The sequence below is a fragment of the Moorella naiadis (nom. illeg.) genome (assembly GCF_051020825.1).
Classification (GTDB): domain Bacteria; phylum Bacillota; class DSM-521; order Neomoorellales; family Neomoorellaceae; genus Neomoorella; species Neomoorella naiadis.
Window position 1 is genome coordinate 79,843 of the sequence record NZ_JAXGFQ010000006.1, and the last position, 19,919, is coordinate 99,761.

A 19,919-nucleotide genomic window follows, 5' to 3' on the forward strand; every position below is an offset into this window, starting at 1 on the left:
AGATGGCTATCAACATCTCGCAATCTGCCCCGCCGGAAGCCGGGGAACTTTGGCAGGCGGCAGCCGCCTGCTTTCAATGCGGTCGCTGTACGGGCGGCTGCCCGGTAATCTTTGCTGCCAGGGAAACGCCGCGGCAGGTAATCCGTTTCCTCCAGCTCGGCGCTTGGGAAAAGGCCCTGGCTTCTCCTACCATCTGGGTTTGCGCGGGGTGCCATTTTTGTACCGTCGAGTGTCCCCGGGGTGTGGATCTCCAGGGGCTGATGGTACGGTTGAAACAGCTTGCCCTCAGCCAGGGAAAACATAAAAAGGATGCTGCTTTTTACCAGGCCTTTCTGATGGGCATCAAACGAAAGGGCCGCATCTTTGAACCGGAACTGCTCCTGGCTTACGTTTGGCAGGCCGGGGTCAATGTTTTGCGGCCCCAGGTTAAGGCAGGGATCCAGATGCTCCGGCGGGGACAGGTTACGCTGCGCCCGTCGCTGGTAGAGGACAGGTTGAAACTACGCGCCTTACTGGAGACGCTAACGAGGGGAGGGAGGGAAGGATGAAATGGGCCTTTTTGCCCGGCTGCTCCCTCCACGGCACGGCGGCCCAATATCGCACCTCATTCTTGGGGGTGGTAAAGGCCCTTGGCATTGAAGTACAGGAGGTGCCGGACTGGAACTGCTGCGGGGCCACGGCGGCGAAACATTTTAACCGGCAGGTGGCGCTGGTATTGTCCGCCCGCAACCTGGCGCTGGCAGAAAAAGTGGCGCCGGTGCTGGCGGTTCCCTGTAATCTCTGCTATAATAATTTAGCCCTGGCGGCCCGTGCCTTGCAGGAGGAGGCCCAACGGGAGCAAATCAACAACCATCTCCGCCCCCTTGAACTTCGCTGGCGGGGCGAAGTGACCGTCTCTCATCCCCTCAAGCTCTTCCTGCAGGAAATAGGGGTGGAAAAAATCCGGCAGGCAGTTGTCCGGCCCTTAGAGGGGCTGAAAATAGTTGCCTACTATGGTTGCCTGCTTACGCGGCCCCAGGAAGCCAGTATTGGTGACAGCAACAGGTGGCCGGCCTGGCTGGATATGCTGGCCGTTGCGGCCGGTGCCGCCCCCTTGCCTTTTAACGCGGCCACCAGGTGTTGCGGCGGTACCCTGGCCCTCACCCACCCGGAAGTAGCCCTTCGGGCGGCAGGAGCAATACTGGCCGAGGCCCGCGCGCGGGGAGCGAAGGCGGTCCTGGTTACCTGTCCCATGTGCCAGCTCAACCTGGAGAGGGCCCAAATCGAAGCAAGGGGGAGAGAGGAACGTCTCCTGCCGGTACTTTATTTCACCCAGCTTCTTGGCCTGGCTTTGGGGTGCGATCCCGCAACCGTGGGGTTAAAGAAAAATTTGATTCCATTCTCTCAAGGGACCATACGGTGAAAAGATGGGCAGTGAATTCTACTACCAGCAGGCAGCCGCCGGGACCAAATAAGAAACTATGGGCGAATGCCGGAGCAACATCAACTCAGTTTTAAGGCCTACCTTAAAAGCATCCTGGGATCGTGTATCCAATCAGAGTCCCTCCCGGGCAATACTCATCAACTGCTTCAGATTCGCGCATTCCCGCACGGCATGGCAGAAGGGGGCATACAGGGCCATATTGCTATCCGCTGTATTCCAGGAGGCCTCCGGTTGCGGGTTCAGCCATACAACCTTTCCTGCTTGACGGCAAAGGGCGGCAAAACTCTCCACCTCGGGTTGCCGCCAGTTGTTACGCGCGTCGCCCAGTACTAAGATTGTAGTCTTAGGGGTGAGCAACTCCCCATAGCGTGCCAGAACCAGCTTGCAGACCCGCCCGAAGTCCGAATAACCGCTAACCGAGCAGCGGGCGAAACGGGATACCTGCTCCATGGCCCTGGCGGCCGGCGCTTCCCTGACGGCGCCGGTAACTTCAGCCAGGTCATCAACAAAAACAAAGGTCCGGACCTGGCGAAAAGCGTGTTGCATGGCGTAGATCAATTCCAGCATAAAGACGCTAAAGGGCGCCACCGAACCCGAGATGTCACCCAGGACCAAAAGGACCGGCTTCTCCCGGCGGCGGCCGCGGTAGCGGAGTGGCCAGGGTACGCCGCCGTGCCGGCAGGCCTCTTTAACGGTGCGGCGCAAGTCGATCTTCCCCCGGCGAGCGGGCCGGTAACGCCAGGAATACTTATTTCCCAGGTAGCGGCCCAGCTTTTTTAAATAGGGCCGCATAACGGCCAGATCCCCCTCGGCCAGCTCGCTCCATCCCTTTTCGGCCAGGTTGTAGGTACGGAGGACGGCCGGCATGGCTTCAGGACCAAACCCCTGTACCAGGCGCAGCTCCAGGTTCCGGCGAATAAGCGTTTCCAGCAGTTGCAAACTTTGCAGGGCTATCCGGGCCTCCTGCCGCCCCTCATTTTCCATGACCCTTAACCTGTAGCGGACCATATGCCAGTTTAAAGCCAGCCGGGCTTCCCTTACCTTGCCCTCTAGGTGGTCCATAACGCCGGCATCCAGCTCTCCCAGCAGGTCAATAGCCTGCTCAGCCAGGTCGTTGAGGCCCCCTTCTGAACCATTAAAAAGAGCTGCCAGCACGTCCAGGACCGGCAACCGCCCGCCCGCGTGCCGCGTAGCCTGCCCGGAAACCACACCCCTGTTCTTACAGGCCGCCTGTTCCGGCCGACCGTAACTGCCGGTGAGGGCAAGCAGGGCCGCCAGGGGCTTTAAATCCTCGTATCGCTTGACCAGGGTGACCTGCAAAACCTCGGGCCAGTAGGCCGGCGGGGTAGCCTGCCAGCCCCGTACGGCATCCATCATTTCCGCCAGGGTCACCTCTATGCCCCCGGCCCGCAATAAGTTAGCCATCTCCTGCAGGGCTTCCGGAATTGTAGCCATTAAGCTTGCCATCAAGCATACCACCCCGGCCGGGACTGGATGAGGGCCAGGTCTTCCTGTTTTTTAATCAAAACCGGCAGGGTGGAACTAATGACTTCCTGGTTTAAATCCTCCACCTTGAGGGCCTGCAACACCTGCGCCCATTCCAGGGTTTCCGCGATGCCGGGCGGCTTTTTTAAACCCCGGCCCCGCAGGCCCTGGATAAAACCAACGATGCGGGAGGCCAGGGAAGGCGGCAGGTGCGGTAGCTTCAAGCGCAAAATAGCCAGTTCCTCCTCGCGACCGGGGAAGTCTAGGTAGAGATAGAGGCAGCGCCGCCGCAGGGCATCGCTCAATTCGCGGGCACGATTGCTGGTAATAACCACCATGGGCACGGCCCGGGCTTTGACGGTACCGTATTCCGGTATCGAAACCTGGTAATCGGCCAGGGCCTCCAGGAGGAAGCTTTCAAACTCTTCATCGCTTTTATCCAGCTCATCAATGAGGAGGGTAACCGGTTCCGGGCTCAAGAAGGCCTTGAGGATGGGCCGGGGTAATAAAAACTCCTCGCCGAAGAGGTCCTTCTGGACTTCCGGCCAGGCACCGTGCTGCGCCTGCAAGTAGAGGAGTTGCTTCTGGTAGTTCCACTCATAAAGAGCCCGGCTTTCGTCCAGTCCTTCGTAACACTGCAGGCGGATTAAGCGGGTAGCGGTCGTCCGAGCCAGGGCCCGGGCCAGTTCCGTCTTACCCACCCCGGCTGGGCCTTCTACCAGCACCGGTTTCTGCAGGATATCCGCCAGGTAGATCGCCACCTCAACGTTCTTGCCGGCCAGGTAGCCGACCCGGGACAACCTTTCCCCAACTTCGCCGGGACCCTTAAAAAACAATGGCAACAACCCCCTGGTCTATGTTTTAAATACCTTCGGCAAACCATCGCCTGCCATAATTCTACCAATGCATTACAGTGATAACAAGGGTGTCTAGCCTGAACTACCACCTGGCTGTGATAGTGTCACCCCGTAAACGACTGGCAATATGCTATAATTTAATCAAAGGTGGTAAATATGTCCGGGTTGAAGTGTTCGGCTATCTTGCTGTTCCTCTCGTCATCAGAAGAATTCTCGGAGCAGCTAATCGTGGAACATCGGCTCCAAAAAGCGTAGGCCCATGCCGGGTTTTTTTCATGATATTTTTACCCGCAAATGGTCGATTGTCCGCTTACTCTCGTTAAGCATTGGATTTTTCGACACTATGAGTGTCTACCGTGGCGATGCGCTTTAACACTTGCCGTCCAATTAAAGCTCTTTCTAAAGCAGGTGATTAGCATGGGTATGCAGGGGGTTTCCCTCTTAAAAATCTTAACTAGTACGGAAATGCTTGGTGCGTCGGTGGTTGCCGGCTGGGAGGGTTTGGGCCGCCGGGTTACTTCCTTAGCTGTAGTTGAGGCGCCAGTAGCTATGGAATGGCTTAAAGGGGGTGAGTTAGTTTTAACTACCGGTTACTACTTACATGGGGATAAGGTAATATTTATTAACTTTATCAATAAACTGGTGGAAATAGGAGCCGCTGGGGTGGCGATACCGCCCCGGAGCTTTATTGGTATCATTCCCGACGAGGTTATTCATAAAGCTGATGAATTGATGTTCCCGGTTATCTCTTTGCCCATTAACTCCACCTTCTGGAAAGTGGCTCAGACATTAATAATGGAACTGGCTGTTAATGAGCCGCCGCGCGACTTGACCTGGAGCGGGACATACTGGATATCTTGGAGGACGGCCTGGGGATACCGGCCCTCATTAATTACTTGGCCGCCAGACTAGAAGCCATTATAATCCTGCAGGATAAGCACCTGGCTACCCTGATGGTAGCGGCCCACGAATGGGAATTATATGATGGGATAAAGAAATACCGGGAGCTCTTACGAGAAAAAATTGTTGCCGCTTGGAAGCAATCACCTGGACAACCCAAGAAGAGTTTTTCCTGGGAGCTAGATGGACGGCGCTGGCAGGAGCTGATTTTCGCAATCCCTGGGCAGGAAACTGAAGATTCTCTGTTACTTTCTTTTATTGTCCCTTTAGAGCAATCTGTGGCTGGTACTGTTTATGAGGAATTGCAAACAGTCATCGGTTTTATTGCCATATGCTACGGAAAACTGGCCGCCAGCGTTGATAACCTTAAGGGCAGGAAAAGGTTTGCCTTTCGCAATGTCCTGACCGGCGATAATCCCCACCGGATCGGAGAATTTGTTTCCATAGCGCCGGCCTTTGATCTGCCGGGCCGGTTGCTGGCAGTACAGGGTCAGGGGATCCTAAGGAGCTCGCAACAGTATAAAAGAATACTTGACATTATTGAAACCCACTGCCAGGCCCAGGACCCGCAGGTCCTGGTAACCGATCAAGAAGACACCATAGTCATCCTGTTCCATAACGAAAGCCAGGATCGTAGCGCCATAGAAGTACTAATCAAGGGTCTGGAGGCGTATCTTGAACCAATCACCAAGCCGGCTGTTCTTTACTGGGGGATAGGCAATAGCGCTCGTACCGTCATGGAGTATAAGCTGGCCCTGGATCAGGCCCGCCGTGCCCTTTTACTGGCGCAACGGGATGGGTCCACTAGCCGGATCAAGTTTTACGAGGATTTAGGCATCTACCAGCTGGTTAAGGATAGCCAGACCCTGGAGTTTTACCGGCAGTATACCAGGCAATTTTTAGCCCCCATCCAGGCCCTGGAGCCAGCTTCACGTCAGGATTTACTCCTTAGCCTGGTTACCTTCTTTAACTGCGGTTGCTCTTATGCCGATGCTGCCAGAAACCTTTTCATTCATGAGAATACCCTGCGCTACCGCCTGCAAAAAGTGGAGGAATTATTAAAGGTTGACCTGCGAGATCTAGAACAACGCTACCTTACTTTTTTCACCATCAAGATCTTGATGCTTGACCATTCCTGGCTCTAACCTCTTTTTGGACAAAACCACAAATTAGCCGGCGTCTTATTTCGGGGTAACCCCTAAAGGAGGTGGCCCCGTTTTTGTATAATCTTTTATTAAAATGAAGTGGAGGGGTATTGCTTTGGGTTACCTGCTAGTTCACGGAACCATCATTACCGTCGATGACCGGCGCCGGATCATTGACGACGGCGCCATTGCCATTGAGGGCCGGGAAATAGTGGACATCGGCAAAAGTGAAGATCTCCTGGGCCGGCACAAGGATAAAGAAATCATTGATGCCAGCAACAGCATTATCATGCCGGGTTTGATTGACTGCCACGTCCATCTAGCCCAGGCCTTAATCAGGGGCTGCGCCGACGACCTGGCCCTGGTCGACTGGCTGAGCAAAGGGTCTGGGTGCTGCAGGGTAACTATAGCGAATATGAGGGGCGGGTGAGCGCCGAACTCTGCATGCTGGAAATGCTCAAGTTAGGGAAAACGACCTTTGCCGAAACCCTGCTGGCTTCCCGTTACGGCTTTGATGGCATCGCCGCCGCTGTCTTGCAGTCGGGTATGCGCGCTGCCCTGGCCAAGTCGATTATGGATGTCTCCACCTACGCCGATCGGTAAAATGTCATGTACCCTGGCATGGTGGAAGATAAAAAAGCCTGCCTGGAGCAAGCCCTGGCCCTACATGCCCGCTGGGAAGGCAGCGGCGACGGCCGCCTGTCGGTATGGCTGGGCCCGCGCCCCCTGGGCAGCAGTAGTGCCGCTCTGCTCAAAGAAGTAGCCACCCTGGCTAGGGAAAAACAAATGGGTATCCACATCCATTTTGCCGAAGTGCAGGAGGATATCGCTTTTATCCAGCAGAACTTCGGCCAGCATCCGGCACAATTATTGGCGGAACTGGGCCTGCTGGGCCCTTGCACCCTGGTGGTCCACGGGGTGTGGTTAACGCCGGAGGACATAGACATAATCAAGCAGAGCGGGGCGACGGTGGTTCATAACCCTTCTTCTAACTCCAAGTGTGCTTCCGGTATTTGCCCGGTGCCTGAGCTGCTGGCGGCTGGCGTTGACGTGGCCCTAGGCTGTGATGGCGCTCCCAGCAACAACACCTACGACATGTTCTGGGAGATGAAACTGACGGCCTGCCTCCATAAGGTTAATAAACTCGACCCACGGTGGTGCCGGCTGAAAGGGTCATTGAAATGGCAACCATTAACGGCGCCAGGGCACTGGGCCTGAATCATCTGATAGGCTCCCTGGAACCCGGCAAAAGGGCTGACCTGATTGTTATTGATTGCAACAAGCCCCATATAGTTCCAAATTTTAATCCGGTATCGACGATGGTTTATGCTGCCCAGGGCCAGGACGTGGATACGGTCTTTATCGATGGTCGACCTGTCATGCGGCACCGCCAGGTGTTAAATATGGATGAAAACAAGATTTTGGCCGAAGCAACCAGGGCGGCCAGGGATCTGCGCGCCAGGGTAGGCCTGGACCTGGGACCGCGCTGGCCGGTATACTAAACTAAATTGTGAGGGAGGGCGATGGATGTGAGGAAATTAGGGTTAAAAGCATTAAAGGTGATAATGGTGCGGGCCGCACAAATGGTTCCCGGTCAGATTTCTACCAAAATGGTAAACCTTAGCCTGCCGGTCAGGAATCATTATATTGAACCAGATCCGCAGCAGGATATTAATAAACTCATCCTGGTAGAACGTCACCGGGCGAGCGGAAAAATTATCATAGGTTTTATTCAAGGTTTTGGATTAAGGAGAGGGGCAATAGCTTCGTCCGTAGCCCACGACCATCATCACCTGGTCGCTTTAGGCATAGATGATGAAGATCTTGCTTTGGCTCTAAAGACGTTAATAGATCTGGACGGTGGCCTGGTTGCAGTCGCCGGGGGCAAGGTTCTTGCCTACCTGAGCTTACCTATTGGCGGCCTGGTTTCTGATTTACCCCTGGAAATAGTTGTAGCCAAGTTAGAAGAGTTGAATCTGGCAGCCAAAAAGTTGGGCAACACCCTGGATAGCCCCTTCGCGACACTATCGTTAATTTGCCTCCCGGTTATACCCGAAGTTGGTTTTAGCGACCAGGGTATGATAGATGTATATAAGCAAAAAGTGGTAGATATAATTGTGGAATAAACATTTGTTCTAGCAGTCAAAACTGTTCCGCAGCGTCCACAATTAGGGGATGCTTTTGTTTCGACCTGGCAATATGGAAAATCCGTGTGTAAAACCAAGCCAAGTAGATCGTTAAAAATCAAGGTTTTCAGGTATTAAATCGGCGCTTTTGATGACTCCCTTCGGCTGTAGCCGAGCCAAGTAGGCCAGGGCTGCCTGGTGGGAATCCTGCTTCGCTCCAGCCACACAATCGGCAATAACATGAACATGGTAACCTAGCTGGTGGGCGTCGACGGCCGTGGCTCTGATGCAGCCATCGGTTGCCACTCCGGCTATAATTAAGGTATCAACTTGCATACCATGTAATAGTAAGTCCAGATCAGTACCCAAGAAGCCGCTGAAACGTCGCTTGATAACTATCAGATCCTCAGGTTCAACCTTGATCTCTTCAATAATGCGGGCACCGGTCGTGCCTTCAAGGCAATGGGGTGGTGAAACATCTAGTTCACGACCGAAATCTGCCATTTGACGCCGGTGCTCTTGAATTATATGGATTATCGGTATATCGGCTTGCCGTGCATTGGATATGAGCTCTAGGATTGACGGTATAATTTCTCGCCCCCCTTCACACTGCATAACAGGTTGGGGACCGACAAAGTCATTTTGCATATCAATTATTAAAAGAGCTTTTTTAGCCACGTCCCATCTTCCTCCTTCAAAGGTTAAAAATACATTTCGCTTTTTATTTAATAATTCCTGCTCTAATTTCATGATTTTTAAAGTTGAGTTAAACAGAGGTTTTTATTTATGAGTGGAGAATATTAAATAGAGCATAGTTAAAATAAAAGGGGAAGGAAAAATGGTTTTAGATTTTCCAGCCTACCCGGGCGATATATTGGCTGTGGAGGCTTTTAAACGGGTGCCTCAAGAAAGCCTCTACCTGTCTGAGCCGGAAGCCATCGCGGTTGTCTTGGGCCGGGGCACAAAGGCGGAAAAGGAGATAAATCTCCACGCCTGCCGGGATGATCATGTCCCGGTCTTACGCCGCCGGGGTGGTGGCGGAGCTGTAGTCTTAGCCCCGGGTATGATGGTTATTACCGCCGTTTTTTTACCTACCCCGCCATGGTTGGCGGAAACTTGGCTGTTGAATTTAGCCTGGGAATGGGTAGAGGTTTTAACCGCTTTGGGGATCAAGCAGGTACAGGTTCGGGGTTATGGCGATGTTTGTATCGGCGACCGGAAAATTTTAGGAGCCAGTTTGTATATTAGCAAAGAAATGGTGTTATATCAGGCCTCCCTGCTGGTAAATTGTGATTTAAATCTCTTGCCTAGGTACCTGGCCCATCCATTGCGGGAACCTATTTACCGTGCCGGTCGGGGACACCTTGATTTTGTTACTAATTTAACTGCCGCTGGTTATCAATTAAAGTGGGCTGATCTCGTGGAGGGATTAACCAGCTGGTGGGCAGAAAGAGATTATAAAGAAACATTAAATGGCTAGTTTAGTTATCTCCTGTTATTTACAAAGACGATAGGGGCTCTTAAAATCTGCCTAAATTGGCGAACAGTATTGTCAATGATAATTTGGTAAGAAAATTATAAAACTCAGCAGGAGTTTATTAATAAGCGTCGAATATATGTAACATGTAACATGGAAAAGGTGACGTGAATTTTATGGATTTTAACCTCGCCAATAAAGTAGCTATTATTACCGGATCTGGGCGTGGTGTAGGCCAGGTCCTGGCAGAATATTTTGCGGCTGCTGGTGCATTAGTTATTTTAGCTTCCCGTAGCAAGATGGATATTGAACGAAATGCTACTTTAATTAAGGAAAGTGGTGGTCAGGCTTGGGCCTGCCCTGTCGATATAAGTACAGAAACTGGGGTTAAATGTTTAATGGCAGAAACAAATAGATTATTTGGGAGGGTAGACATCTTAATCAATAATGCTGCCATCTATAAAGCGAGTCCTTGCTGGGAGACCAGTCTAGCAGACTGGGAGGAAATGATCCACATTAATCTGACAGGGACTTTTCTCTGTACCCGGGCTGTTTTACCGCAGATGATCGAAAGGCGTTCCGGTTGTATTTTAAATATTTCCTCGACCGCGGCCAGTCATTTTTTTCCTGGTTTCAGCGCTTATGGAGCCTCCAAAGCTGGTGTTTTAGCTTTTACTAAGATTGCCGCCGAGGAAGTGAAAGAATATGATGTTCGGATTAACGCTTTAAACCTGGGACTCATTAATACGGCTTCTACCCGGGCACGGATCCACGATAGTGATCCGGCTACCTGGGTTCAACCGGAAGAAGTAGCCACCGTCGCGCTTTTCCTGGCCAGTGACGTTGCCAGAGCTATCAACGGGGCCGTTATTGATGTGACCGGCAAGCGGTTGTAAGGGGGATTATACGTGCCAGGATTAAATGATTTAGCCCATAAGCTGTTTATCCATGGCAGGGAAAACGCCGCGGGGTTGGGTATTGAAGTTCATTCCTTGCCTAATGGCACCAACGTTCTCGATATGGGTCTGGCCTGTCAAGGCAGCCCAGAAGCTGGTTTGTTGTATGCTGCTATCACCATGGGGGGCTTAGGGAAATTAAGCCTGGGGGAAATGCGTATCAGCGGTTATAGCTTTACTAGAGTCGATGTTTTTACCGCGGAGCCAGTACTGGCCTGCCTGGGCTCCCAGGTAGCTGGTTGGCAATTATCTAGCGGGGGGAACAATGCCCTGGGTTCTGGCCCGGCCCGGCTTCTGGCGCGATTACCGAAAGATGAGTGTGTTAGTTATGTTGGCAGTTATCATGAAGAAGCCGATAGTGCCGTACTCTGTTTGCAAATGGTTACCATGCCGACGGTAGCCATCACGGAAGAAATTGCTGCCAGGTGCGGAATCAAACCCGAAACTCTCTATCTTTGTGTAGCTCCCAGCCAGAGCCTGGTCGGTGCGATCCAGGTAGCGGCCAGAAGTATTGAGGCCGCCATCTACCAGTTAAGCCGTAAGGGGTTTCCGGTCCAAAAGATCACCTTTGCCCGAGGTAGCGCCCCCCTGGCACCACTTATCAAGGATGAAATACAGGCCATGGGACGGATTAATGATAGCCTTCTTTATGGAGCTACAGTCGAATTCTGGGCGGATGTGGAAGATACCGTCCTGGAAAGGATAAGCCCGCAGGTGGTAACCTGCAACAGCCCGGCCTGTGGTAAAGGTTTTACCACCATTTACCGGGAAGCAGGCTGTAACTTTTATGCCATAGACCATAATGTCCATACCGTGGCTCGGGTGGAGATGCGCAACATCAATACGGGACGTACCTTCGCCGCTGGTGTACTGGATAGCGAAATGTTGTTAAAGAGCTTTTTAAGTTAAAGTAAAGTTCTAAGGAGGGAAGCATTATGGCGATTAAAGTTCTAGGTATCAGCGGCAGCCCCCGGCGCCAGGCAACCCTATTCCTGGTGGAAACAGCTTTGGAGGCCTGTCGCGAAGCAGGTGCAGAAACGGAGCTAATCGCCCTGGCCGGCAAAAAGATTAACCATTGTCTGCACTGCGATCGTTGCCTGCGTTCGGGAAACCTTTATTGCCCTGCCCATGAGGATGATATGCGCCAGTATTATGAGGCCATCCTGGCGGCCGATGCTTATCTGATCGGTACCCCTGTTTACCAGATGAATATCAGCGGTTTGCTGGCCAATTTTTTAAATCGCTGGCGGCCTTTGTGGGCAGCTATTAAAGAAGGGGCTTTATTAAACAAAACAGGCGGCGCCATTGCTGTTGGCGGCGAACGCAATGGCGGTCAGGAATTTGCCCTGGCGGCCTTGAATAACTTTTTCCTGCTCTACGGCATTACGCCGATAACCCCCGGCCAGCCAGCCTATAACGGCGTGGCGGCCTGGAACCACGACCGCGGCCGGGCCGGAGCGGAAGAAGATGCGGCGGGGGTGTCTTTAGCCAGCAAGATGGGTACCCGTCTGGTCGAGGTGACTGAAAAATTGCGTCGGGTTGATGAAAAAAAGCTGGGGGAATAGCCCTTTGCTGAGGAGCCCCTCATGGGGGGCTAACGCCCCCCTCCACGAACAATGAAATCGGTGGTAGCCCGGGAAGGGGGGCGGCCGCCCCCATTCCCGGGCTACCAAATAAGTGATAGCATAGATAAAACTCTGCCATGAAAAGGCTCGGCTTCGCTCTGGTGCCCACAAGGAGCCCGTGGAGGAGTCTGAGCCGGACACCTTTAGGAACCACGAACTGTAAAAGCAGACGTCAAAGTAGAGTACAACAATACTCAATTTGGAGTTGAGCACGTGGAGGAGATTCTTTAAACCATCGAGGTGTCCCATGGCAGTAGTTTAAATAAGACGAAAGAAGAAGGAAGGGAAGTAAAGAAACCGCAAGATGGAAGTAGCATACGAACGCTGTTGTGGACTGGATGTCCACAAGAAAAAGGTAGTGGCGTGCCTGCTTACGCCAGGAGGAAAACAACCAAAACAAGAAATAAGAACCTTTGGCACCATGACCGAAGACTTAAAAGGGTTACTGGAATGGCTATTAGAAAACGAAGTTACTGCTGTAGCCATGGAAAGCACGGGAGTGTACTGGAAACCGATATACAACATTCTTGAAGGCCAAATACCCGAATTAATCCTGATCAACCCTGAACACTTTAAAGCCTTAAAAGGGAAGAAGACGGACTGCAAAGACGCAGAATGGATAGCTGACTTTTTAAGGCATGGCCTTTTAGAAGGAAGCTTTATACCGCCAAAAGAAATAAGGGAATTAAGGGAGCTAACGCGGTATAGAGCGGCATTAGTAGCCGAACACAGCCGTGAGGTTCAAAGGGTCCAAAAACAGCTTGAAAACAGCAACATCAAATTAGCATCGGTAGCCACAGATATAATGGGCAAATCAGGGCGCGATATTTTAAAAGCGATGTTAGACGGGAACGAAGACCCCAAAGCACTGGCCCAGATGGCTAAAGGGAGATTACGCAATAAGATACCGGAACTAGAAAAAGCCCTGGAGGGGAGAATAGGAGAGCATACCCGGCTCTTGCTGAGACAACAACTCGAGCACCTGGAGTTTTTAGAGCACCAAATCGAAGAACTAAGTGGCGAAATCGAAAGAAGGATGGAGCCTTTTTTCGCCGAAGCGGGGAGACTGGCTAAGGTAACCGGTATAAAGAAGGAAGCAACCCAGGACATAATCGCCGAAATAGGCGTCGACATGACCCCCTTTCCCGATGCTGACCATATAGCATCGTGGACGGGGTTATGTCCCGGGAATAACGAAAGTGCCGGCAAACGAAAAAGCGGGAAAACCCGTAAAGGAGATCAATACCTACGGTCGACCTTAATCCAATGTTCCTGGGCCGCGATACGCACCAAAGATAGCTATCTCTCCGCAAAATATCATCGATTGGCGCCACGACTAGGTAAGAAAAAAGCCCTGATAGCCATCGCCCATAGTCTGATTAAAATCATCTACCATATTCTAAGAGATGCAACTGAATATCAGGATCCAGGACCAAACTACTATACCAAAGAAGAACGAGAACGTAGAGTAAGGCGGTTAAAAAAGCAAATAGAAGCCCAAGGTTATGTAGTAACTCTGGAAGAAAAGCCTTCTGTAGCCTAGCTAGTTTTAAAAAAGCCAAAGGAAAGATAGAGGTTAGGTGCAACTATATAGTGGTAGAAAGCAACATTTTAGTATATCTATACCGAAAGAGTCAGGTCTATACAGCAAATATGCATACTAAATGTTTCCAACAAAGTAAAGCGTGGGCAAAACTGTAAGCCCGCGTGATTTCGGAGGAGGAATTGTACCGTGGGGTTAAGTACAGAAGCACTTTTATCATTGTATTATGATATGGTCCTGGTGCGCCGTTTTGAAGAAACGGTAGATACTTATGCTAAAAAAGGCCTGATCCCGGGTTTTCTGCACCTGAGTATCGGTCAGGAAGCCTGCCAGGTAGGCGCCATTCGCGCCCTTAAGCAGGCGGACTATAAATTTCCTGACCATCGCAGCCACGGTATCTGCTTGCTGGCCGGCTCACCGCGGGAAAGGGTAATGGCCGAGATCTTCGGTAAAAAAACCGGTCTCTGCGGCGGCAAAGGTGGCAGCATGCATATTGCCGATGTCATGGTGGGGAATATGGGCAACAACGCTATCCAGGGCTCGATTATGGCGACCGGGTTGGGAACGGCCGTGGCGGCACAGATCAAGGGCACCGAACAGGTAACGGCGATTTTCATCGGTGATGGCACCGTAGGCCGGGGGGAATTTCACGAAAGTTTGAATCTGGCAGCTACCTGGAAGTTGCCCATTGTTTATATCTTGGTTAATAACCATTACGCTATTTCCACCCATACCGAGCGGGCCCACCCGGTTAAGGATCTGGTCGAAATGGCTGGGGGGTACCATATTCCTGGCGTAATTATCGATGGCAATGATGTAGAGGCCGTTTACGATGCCGTCACTGCAGCCGTGGCGCGGGCCCGCCAGGGAGAAGGGCCGACTTTACTGGAACTAAAAACTTACCGCTGGCAGGGCCATTTCTCCGGGGATCCGGCCGCTTATCGGCCCCAGGAGGAGGTAAAGACCTGGAAAGACAGATGTCCATTGAAACGCTGCCGGGAGAGACTTTTAAACACCCATCAAGTGGCGGAGGCTGAACTCCAGGCGCTGGAACGCAAAGCGGAAGAAGAAATCACAGCTATGTTAGCATTTACCCTCGCCAGCCCTGACCCGGCACCGGCAGACGCTGTACAGCATGTTTACGTGGGAAGGGAGGTTGCCGGCCGATGAGGACGCTCTCTTTTCGCCAGGCCATTAACGAAGCCCTACATGAGGAAATGGCTCGCGATGAACGGGTCTTTATCCTTGGTGAGGATGTGGCGCGTATGGGTGGCGACTTTGGTGTCACCCGGGGGTTGTGGGCAAAATTCGGCGACCGGCGGGTTAAAGATACCCCCCTTTCAGAAGCGGCTATCCTGGGGGTGGCCAACGGTGCCGCATTTGCAGGCCTTAGGCCCATCGCCGAAATCATGTTCGCCGATTTCATTACCGAGTGCTACGACCAGTTAGTTAACAATTCGGCTAAGGCCCACTATATGTACAACGGCCAGCTGCAGTGCCCCATAGTTGTCCGGACAGCCTGCGGCGCTGGATTCCGAGCGGCTTACCATCACTCCCAGGTCGTTGAAGCCTTTTTTATGAATGTTCCGGGACTGACCATCGTGGCCCCAGCCACGCCTTATGACGCTAAAGGTTTACTCAAAACCGCCATTCGTGATGATAACCCGGTGATCTTCCTGGAACATAAACTTCTTTACGACTTGAAAGGGGACGTACCGGCGGAGGATTATTGCCTCCCGATTGGGGAAGCAATAATCAGACGTCCAGGTCAGGATATTACAATTGTTAGCAGTATGAAAATGGTCCATGAAGCCCTGCGGGCGGCGGAACAACTGGCTGCCCGGGGAATCATAGCGGAAGTAATCGATCTCAGGACTTTAATTCCCTATGATCACGAAACCATCGCTGCTTCCGTGTCCAAAACCGGCCGGGTGATCCTGGCCTTTGAAGGGCCGCAAACCGGCAACTACGGGGCGGAAATTGCTGCGTTCCTGGCGGATAGCTGCTTTAATGACCTGAAGGCGCCCATTAAACGAGTATGTTCCCTGGATGTACCCGTGCCCTTTGCCCCGGTAATGGAAGATTATGTCTTGCCGGAAGCAGCTGACATTGTTTCGGCAGCCATGGCTTTAATTGGCGACTAAAACTTACTTCGGGGGTAACAACGTTGGAAATTGCCATCAGCATGCCTAAATTAGGCTTGACCATGACTGAAGGAACTGTAGGGGAGTGGTTAAAGGCAGAAGGAGATCGCGTGGCCAGGGGTGAACCGGTAGTGGAGGTGATGACGGAAAAAATAACCAATGTTGTTGAAGCTCCGGTGGATGGTATTTTGAGCAAGATTTTAGCAGCCAGCGGCGAGGTCTTGGCTGTCGGGGCGCAATTAGGTACAATTAATACAGCTATGGGGGCACAGGAAAACATTCGGGATAATGCGGTGCCGGTGCCCTCGGAAACGGCACCGCCAGGCAGCCTCCTCACTCCCATGCGCCAGGCTATAAGCCGGCGGATGCTGGCGAGCTGGCAGGTGCCCCAGGTTACTATTTTTGCCGAGGCGGAAGTAGCGTCCCTGGAGGCTGCATACCGGGCGCAAAAAGCAGAGATACCGCAGCTTACCTTCACGTCCGTACTACTAAAAATCTTGGCTTCCGTCTTGAAAGAGCAGTCGTTATTTCGTAGCTATCTTCAGGAAGACAGGGTTTACATTGCCGAACACATTAATATCGGTGTGGCCATAGCCTTACCTGAAGGTCTGGTCGTACCGGTGCTGGCGGATGCCGATCAACTGTCCCTGGCGGAGATAAATGATGCCTTGCGGCAGTTAGTGAGTCGGGCGCGGGGAAAACAATTGACTGAAGCCGATTTAAGCGGTAGTGTTTTTACGTTAAGCAACTTGGGCGGGTATGAAATCACCTATTTCACCCCCCTCCTCAACCCGCCGGAAGCAGCCATCCTGGGAGTAGGCCGGATTAAGACCATGCCGAACCTGGAAGCGGGGAAACTGGTAACCAAAAGGATATTGCCGCTGAGTCTCACCCACGATCATCGCCTTATTGATGGAGCTACGGCGGCGCAATTTTTGCAGCGGTTACAGGAATTGTTGGCCGATAAGGAAACTATAACTATTGAATAGCAGGAGCTGGATATAATTGCCGTCAGCAAACAGCAAAGGACAGATCAACTTTTATACCAAAGGTCAACTTGTTTACGAAACCCTTAAGGAGCAAATTACCTCGGGAGAATTAAAACCGGGCCAGCGTTTCAGTGCTGCGGAAATAGCAGCCCAACTGGGAGTTAGTCGTACACCGGTTAATGAGGCGGTCAAACTCCTGGTGGAGCAAGGTCTGGTAACTTTACTGCCCAACGTAGGGTTTGAAATTAAAACCTTGTCCTGGCCCGAAATCAAGGAGCTGATGTACATCCGGCGGGAGCTGGAAAAACTGGCGGTTACCTGGGCTATTGCCCGAGCGCCGCAGGAGAAAATCACTGCCCTGCGGCGATTGTCCAGGGAGATCCGCCGCGTCGTTAAAGAAAAAGACAAAGAGTGCTATTACACCCTGAATAAAGAGTTTCATTTCAACCTTTACGAAGCTGCCGCAGCACCGCGCTTGTTAGATTTACATTTGCGTATTTGGGACTATGAAGGCTGGTATGCGGCTCAACTGCGCAATGTACCGGAAAAGTTAATCCTACTTTGCGATGACCATGATCGTTTAGTTGATGCACTAGGCCAGCGCGATAAAGTTAAAGCTCGGCAAATACTTTACGAACATGTAGAACATTGCCTGCAGGTCCTGGCAGAGAATCTGCAGGTCGCCGGTTACCCGGTAGAACCAGGGGGCATGGAGGTCGATAATTAATTTAAATTGGCAGGAGGTAAGGGCATGGGGAAATCAAAGATAAGGAGTATCTTTGTCATCGTTTTTATCTCAATGCTTTTCGTTTTCAGTGGTTGTGGGCAGAAAACGGATAAAAACGTATCGGCAAACCAAACTGCTCCACAGGAAAATAAACCGGTTTTAAAGGTGGCCTTACTACTATCCGGCCCTATTAATGATAATGGTTGGAATGCTATTGCCTATGAAAGTTTGCAAAAGGTAAAAGAAGGTGGGGCACAAACCTCTTACCGGGAAAATGTAGCCCAGTCGGATCAACTTGAAGCCTTCCGGGCCTATGCTACCCAGGGCTATAATATTATCTTTGCTCATGGTTATGAATTTACAGACGCCGCTAAAAAGGTAGCCCCGGAATTCCCGCAAATAAAATTTGTAGTAACTAGTAATAACTTTAGCCAGGAACCGAATGTTGCTTCGATTTACGCTAACACCTACCAGGCTGGTTTTTTTGCCGGTATGGTAGCGGGAGCAATAACTAAAACTCACCAACTGGCTTATATTGGCGCCATGGATATCCCGGCAGTAACCGAACCACGGGACGGTTTTATCGCCGGTGCCAAGTATATCGATTCCGAGGCTAAAGTTACGACTGCTTTCATTGGTAGCTGGGATGATTCGGCCAAGGCTAAGGAAATAGCTAATGCCTTAATTCAGAAGGGCGTTGATGTTATTCTACCAAACGCCGATCAGGCCGGCCTGGGAGCAATTCAGGCAGCCGCCGAGAAAAAAGTTTATGCCATCGGTATCTCCCGGGATCAAAGTCAGTCCGCTCCGGAAACGGTGGTTGCCAGCAGCAAATACTATTACCCTTTGGAATATGTTGCTAATTTAGTGAAAGAGGGAAAATTTGAAGCCAGGTGTTACCGTGTCGGCATTAAAGAAGATGCTACCGGCTTGATTTGGAACAACAAATTAAAAGATAAAGTTTCAGCTGAGGCCATGTCTAAAATAAATCAGGCTATTGAAGATGTCAAAAGCGGCAAATTGGATGTTGCTAAACTTGTAGAAGAGAGTAAAAAATAACATATATTTAGCGTGGCTAATATACTAGCTTGAATAAGGATTTAAAGCTAACCAATTTCGGAGGTGAAAGGAATAATGAAAAAGGTAAAAATTTATGCTTTTATTTTGGCATTGATGTTGATAGTGGTTTTTACAATAAGCGGTTGCGGTTCCAAAACTTCCAATGATCAAGTAAAACAAAATGGGGATTCCAAACCTAATACCAGTCAGGCAACAAAACTAAGGGTTGCTTTAATACTACCTGGACCAATAAACGATAACGGGTGGGATGCTATTGCATATAATAGTTTAATGAAAGTCAAGGAAATGGGGGTTGATGTCTCTTACCGGGAGAATGTTGGTCAATCGGACCAGTTAGAAGCATTTCGTGCTTATGCCACCCAGGGATATGACATTATATTTGCCCATGGTTATCAATATAAAGATGATGCTAAAAAAGTAGCCCGGGATTTTCCCAAGGTTAAATTTGTGGTCACCAGTAATACCGATAGCCAACCGCCTAATATGGCTTCCATTTTTGCCTCGACGCACCAAGCAGGCTTCTTTGCTGGCTTGGTGGCTGCTGCAGCAAGTAAAACCGGGAAAATAGCTTATATCGGAGGTTTTGATATCCCGGCAGTTAGTGAACCACGGGATGGTTTTGTTGCTGGTGCTAAATATTTCAATCCTAAAATTGAGGTAACTACGGCTTATATCGGCTCCTGGGATGATGTGGCTAAAGCTAAAGAAACAGCCATGGCAATGATCCAGAATGGTGTCGATGTTATTTTACCCAATGCCAATCAGGCTGGTTTAGGAGCTTTCCAGGCAACCAAAGAGAAGGGTGTTTACGGGATCGGCATAGCAACTGATCAAAGCCAGTATGCTCCAGAAACAGTAATTGCCAGTAGTAAATACTATTATCCTATGGAATATGTCACCCAGGAGATACAGACAGGGAAATTTGAAGCCAAATGTTATAGTGTAGGCATTAAAGAAGATGCTACCGGATTGATTTGGAACAACAAACTAAAAGATAAAGTATCAGCAGATTCCACAGCTAAAATAAACCAGATTATCGCAGATGTTAAAGCGGGTAAAATCGATGTTGATAAACTAGCCGAACAAGCCAAGGCAAATAAATAAGAATCCTTGATGTGAGCAGTTCCTGGAGAAGGCCCCAAAAAAATTTCTCCCCGAATAGTGACATTTTTGCAGTCCGCTTACAGGGTGACAATATCACAGTCCGGTAACACAGTTCACTATACTGCTGTTGACAACGACCACCTTATACTATATACTAAACTTAATTGAAATAAGCCAAGCAAGGTTGTTGCGAAGAAGGCAAAGAAGCCATCTTTTCTCGCAGAAGGGAAGATGGCTTCTTTATTTAAAAGTTATGTTACGGCAATGTAAATTTTTTAAGAAGACGAGAAGGATTTTTTAATAATGTGTAGAACTATATTGATAAAAATATAACCCTC

General features: G+C 50.7%; 23 protein-coding genes. 20 read left to right on the top strand and 3 right to left on the bottom strand.

Going from position 1 to position 19,919, the window contains the following annotated elements; genetic code table 11:
* Positions 1-2: 2 nt before the first annotated feature.
* Positions 3-548, top strand: a complete 546-nt coding sequence (locus SDD30_RS05610; protein WP_434073947.1) for a 4Fe-4S dicluster domain-containing protein — start codon at positions 3-5, stop codon at positions 546-548.
* Entirely contained in the window at positions 545-1,402 is an 858-nt protein-coding gene (locus SDD30_RS05615) for a CoB--CoM heterodisulfide reductase iron-sulfur subunit B family protein (protein ID WP_434073948.1), read from the top strand. The genes SDD30_RS05610 and SDD30_RS05615 overlap by 4 nt, the downstream gene beginning before the upstream one ends.
* A gap of 132 nt (positions 1,403-1,534) precedes the next feature.
* On the opposite strand, the gene SDD30_RS05620 is transcribed toward SDD30_RS05615, so the two are convergent.
* Complete coding sequence (locus SDD30_RS05620) at positions 1,535-2,890, bottom strand: VWA domain-containing protein (protein WP_434073949.1); 1,356 nt, start codon at positions 2,888-2,890, stop codon at positions 1,535-1,537.
* On the bottom strand, positions 2,890-3,744 hold the full coding sequence (locus tag SDD30_RS05625) for an AAA family ATPase (RefSeq protein WP_434073950.1): 855 nt from the start codon (positions 3,742-3,744) through the stop codon (positions 2,890-2,892). The genes SDD30_RS05620 and SDD30_RS05625 overlap by 1 nt, the downstream gene beginning before the upstream one ends.
* Positions 3,745-4,182: 438 nt before the next feature.
* Between SDD30_RS05625 and SDD30_RS05630 the strand changes: the two genes are divergently transcribed.
* From SDD30_RS05630 to SDD30_RS05660, 7 genes are all read left to right on the top strand, one after another.
* Positions 4,183-4,677, top strand: a complete 495-nt coding sequence (locus SDD30_RS05630) for a PucR family transcriptional regulator ligand-binding domain-containing protein (protein WP_434073951.1) — start codon at positions 4,183-4,185, stop codon at positions 4,675-4,677.
* The gene (locus SDD30_RS05635; RefSeq protein WP_434073952.1) at positions 4,623-5,810 is read left to right on the top strand and encodes a PucR family transcriptional regulator; all 1,188 of its coding nucleotides are present in this window, start codon (positions 4,623-4,625) and stop codon (positions 5,808-5,810) included. The genes SDD30_RS05630 and SDD30_RS05635 overlap by 55 nt, the downstream gene beginning before the upstream one ends.
* 115 nt (positions 5,811-5,925) lie before the next feature.
* Positions 5,926-6,240: an amidohydrolase family protein gene (locus SDD30_RS05640; RefSeq protein WP_434073953.1), complete on the top strand. Its 315-nt coding sequence runs from the start codon at positions 5,926-5,928 to the stop codon at positions 6,238-6,240.
* Positions 6,237-6,413: a hypothetical protein gene (locus tag SDD30_RS05645; protein ID WP_434073954.1), complete on the top strand. Its 177-nt coding sequence runs from the start codon at positions 6,237-6,239 to the stop codon at positions 6,411-6,413. The genes SDD30_RS05640 and SDD30_RS05645 overlap by 4 nt, the downstream gene beginning before the upstream one ends.
* A gap of 6 nt (positions 6,414-6,419) precedes the next feature.
* Complete coding sequence (locus SDD30_RS05650) at positions 6,420-7,028, top strand: amidohydrolase family protein (protein ID WP_434073955.1); 609 nt, start codon at positions 6,420-6,422, stop codon at positions 7,026-7,028.
* The gene (locus SDD30_RS05655; protein ID WP_434073956.1) at positions 6,992-7,312 is read left to right on the top strand and encodes an amidohydrolase family protein; all 321 of its coding nucleotides are present in this window, start codon (positions 6,992-6,994) and stop codon (positions 7,310-7,312) included. Before SDD30_RS05650 ends, SDD30_RS05655 begins: the two co-directional genes overlap by 37 nt.
* Before the next feature lie 27 nt (positions 7,313-7,339).
* Entirely contained in the window at positions 7,340-7,936 is a 597-nt protein-coding gene (locus tag SDD30_RS05660; RefSeq protein ID WP_434073957.1) for an adenine deaminase C-terminal domain-containing protein, read from the top strand.
* Between the two features lie 111 nt (positions 7,937-8,047).
* On the opposite strand, the gene SDD30_RS05665 is transcribed toward SDD30_RS05660, so the two are convergent.
* Entirely contained in the window at positions 8,048-8,614 is a 567-nt protein-coding gene (locus tag SDD30_RS05665) for a cysteine hydrolase family protein (RefSeq protein ID WP_434073958.1), read from the bottom strand.
* Positions 8,615-8,774: 160 nt separating this feature from the next.
* Here SDD30_RS05665 and SDD30_RS05670 point away from each other — a divergent pair, with 160 nt between their 5' ends.
* The 11 genes from SDD30_RS05670 (at position 8,775) to SDD30_RS05720 (ending at position 19,581) form a co-directional block, all read left to right on the top strand.
* Complete coding sequence (locus SDD30_RS05670) at positions 8,775-9,416, top strand: lipoate--protein ligase family protein (protein ID WP_434073959.1); 642 nt, start codon at positions 8,775-8,777, stop codon at positions 9,414-9,416.
* Between the two features lie 173 nt (positions 9,417-9,589).
* Positions 9,590-10,309: an SDR family NAD(P)-dependent oxidoreductase gene (locus SDD30_RS05675; protein WP_434073960.1), complete on the top strand. Its 720-nt coding sequence runs from the start codon at positions 9,590-9,592 to the stop codon at positions 10,307-10,309.
* Positions 10,310-10,321: 12 nt separating this feature from the next.
* Positions 10,322-11,278, top strand: coding sequence for a methenyltetrahydromethanopterin cyclohydrolase (gene mch, locus SDD30_RS05680; RefSeq protein WP_434073961.1), 957 nt, complete (start codon positions 10,322-10,324; stop codon positions 11,276-11,278).
* 26 nt (positions 11,279-11,304) lie between these two features.
* Complete coding sequence (locus SDD30_RS05685) at positions 11,305-11,934, top strand: flavodoxin family protein (protein WP_434073962.1); 630 nt, start codon at positions 11,305-11,307, stop codon at positions 11,932-11,934.
* Positions 11,935-12,298: 364 nt separating this feature from the next.
* Positions 12,299-13,537, top strand: a complete 1,239-nt coding sequence (locus SDD30_RS05690) for an IS110 family RNA-guided transposase (protein ID WP_434073963.1) — start codon at positions 12,299-12,301, stop codon at positions 13,535-13,537.
* Positions 13,538-13,726: 189 nt separating this feature from the next.
* Positions 13,727-14,707: a thiamine pyrophosphate-dependent dehydrogenase E1 component subunit alpha gene (locus SDD30_RS05695; RefSeq protein ID WP_434073964.1), complete on the top strand. Its 981-nt coding sequence runs from the start codon at positions 13,727-13,729 to the stop codon at positions 14,705-14,707.
* The gene (locus tag SDD30_RS05700; RefSeq protein ID WP_434073965.1) at positions 14,704-15,681 is read left to right on the top strand and encodes an alpha-ketoacid dehydrogenase subunit beta; all 978 of its coding nucleotides are present in this window, start codon (positions 14,704-14,706) and stop codon (positions 15,679-15,681) included. The genes SDD30_RS05695 and SDD30_RS05700 overlap by 4 nt, the downstream gene beginning before the upstream one ends.
* Positions 15,682-15,704: 23 nt before the next feature.
* Positions 15,705-16,670, top strand: a complete 966-nt coding sequence (locus SDD30_RS05705; RefSeq protein ID WP_434073966.1) for a dihydrolipoamide acetyltransferase family protein — start codon at positions 15,705-15,707, stop codon at positions 16,668-16,670.
* Positions 16,671-16,686: 16 nt separating this feature from the next.
* A complete protein-coding gene (locus SDD30_RS05710; protein WP_434073967.1) occupies positions 16,687-17,397 on the top strand; it encodes a GntR family transcriptional regulator in 711 nt (236 codons plus the stop codon).
* 24 nt (positions 17,398-17,421) lie between these two features.
* Positions 17,422-18,456 carry a BMP family protein gene (locus SDD30_RS05715; protein WP_434073968.1) on the top strand — a complete coding sequence of 345 codons (1,035 nt, stop codon included), beginning with the start codon at positions 17,422-17,424 and terminating at the stop codon, positions 18,454-18,456.
* A gap of 75 nt (positions 18,457-18,531) precedes the next feature.
* On the top strand, positions 18,532-19,581 hold the full coding sequence (locus tag SDD30_RS05720) for a BMP family protein (protein ID WP_434073969.1): 1,050 nt from the start codon (positions 18,532-18,534) through the stop codon (positions 19,579-19,581).
* The last annotated feature ends 338 nt before the right edge of the window (positions 19,582-19,919 follow it).

What these genes read in the sequence shown, in the direction of transcription:
- SDD30_RS05700 (WP_434073965.1), top strand. Translation starts at nt 14,704, where the DNA reads ATGAGGACGCTCTCTTTTCGCCAGGCCATTAACGAAGCCCTACATGAG.
- SDD30_RS05715 (WP_434073968.1), top strand. Translation starts at nt 17,422, where the DNA reads ATGGGGAAATCAAAGATAAGGAGTATCTTTGTCATCGTTTTTATCTCA.
- SDD30_RS05720 (WP_434073969.1), top strand. Translation starts at nt 18,532, where the DNA reads ATGAAAAAGGTAAAAATTTATGCTTTTATTTTGGCATTGATGTTGATA.
- SDD30_RS05610 (WP_434073947.1), top strand. Translation starts at nt 3, where the DNA reads ATGGCTATCAACATCTCGCAATCTGCCCCGCCGGAAGCCGGGGAACTT.
- SDD30_RS05670 (WP_434073959.1), top strand. Translation starts at nt 8,775, where the DNA reads ATGGTTTTAGATTTTCCAGCCTACCCGGGCGATATATTGGCTGTGGAG.
- SDD30_RS05650 (WP_434073955.1), top strand. Translation starts at nt 6,420, where the DNA reads ATGTACCCTGGCATGGTGGAAGATAAAAAAGCCTGCCTGGAGCAAGCC.
- SDD30_RS05685 (WP_434073962.1), top strand. Translation starts at nt 11,305, where the DNA reads ATGGCGATTAAAGTTCTAGGTATCAGCGGCAGCCCCCGGCGCCAGGCA.
- SDD30_RS05620 (WP_434073949.1), bottom strand. Translation starts at nt 2,890, where the DNA reads ATGGCAAGCTTAATGGCTACAATTCCGGAAGCCCTGCAGGAGATGGCT.
- SDD30_RS05630 (WP_434073951.1), top strand. Translation starts at nt 4,183, where the DNA reads ATGGGTATGCAGGGGGTTTCCCTCTTAAAAATCTTAACTAGTACGGAA.
- SDD30_RS05690 (WP_434073963.1), top strand. Translation starts at nt 12,299, where the DNA reads ATGGAAGTAGCATACGAACGCTGTTGTGGACTGGATGTCCACAAGAAA.
- SDD30_RS05615 (WP_434073948.1), top strand. Translation starts at nt 545, where the DNA reads ATGAAATGGGCCTTTTTGCCCGGCTGCTCCCTCCACGGCACGGCGGCC.
- SDD30_RS05675 (WP_434073960.1), top strand. Translation starts at nt 9,590, where the DNA reads ATGGATTTTAACCTCGCCAATAAAGTAGCTATTATTACCGGATCTGGG.
- SDD30_RS05655 (WP_434073956.1), top strand. Translation starts at nt 6,992, where the DNA reads ATGGCAACCATTAACGGCGCCAGGGCACTGGGCCTGAATCATCTGATA.